This is a genomic window from Pseudomonas frederiksbergensis, assembly GCF_003732665.1.
Taxonomy (GTDB): Bacteria; Pseudomonadota; Gammaproteobacteria; order Pseudomonadales; family Pseudomonadaceae; genus Aquipseudomonas; species Aquipseudomonas frederiksbergensis_G.
The window spans coordinates 1-291 of sequence record NZ_MOBP01000207.1 but is presented as its reverse complement, the minus strand read 5'-3'; the positions used below and the strand labels follow the sequence as shown (position 1 = coordinate 291).

At 67.4% G+C, this 291-nt stretch carries 1 protein-coding gene; it reads right to left on the bottom strand.

Annotated features, from left to right (window positions below):
• The coding region (locus tag BK665_RS33840; protein WP_185076756.1) for a chorismate-binding protein at positions 1 to 291 on the bottom strand (291 nt) is incomplete at both ends.

Sequence of the window (291 nt, the reverse complement as noted above, 5' to 3'; positions counted from 1 at the left end):
CGGGTGCGAGTGCCCTTGATCGGGCGGGTTTCCACCTGGCGCTCGCTGACTTTGACGAAGCGCTCCGGCGACAGGCTAAGCACCGCGCCGCCGTCGGGCCGGCTCTGGAATCCGGAAAGCGGCGTCGGGCAGGCGGCTCGCAGGGCGCAATAGGCGGCCCATGGGTCGCCTTCACATTGCGCGCGAAAGCGTTGGGCGAAGTTGACTTGATAGCAGTCACCGGCCTGGATGTAGTTCTGGAGGCGCTCGAGGGCCTGGCGATATTGGTCGGCGCTGAGGTCGGCGCGCATC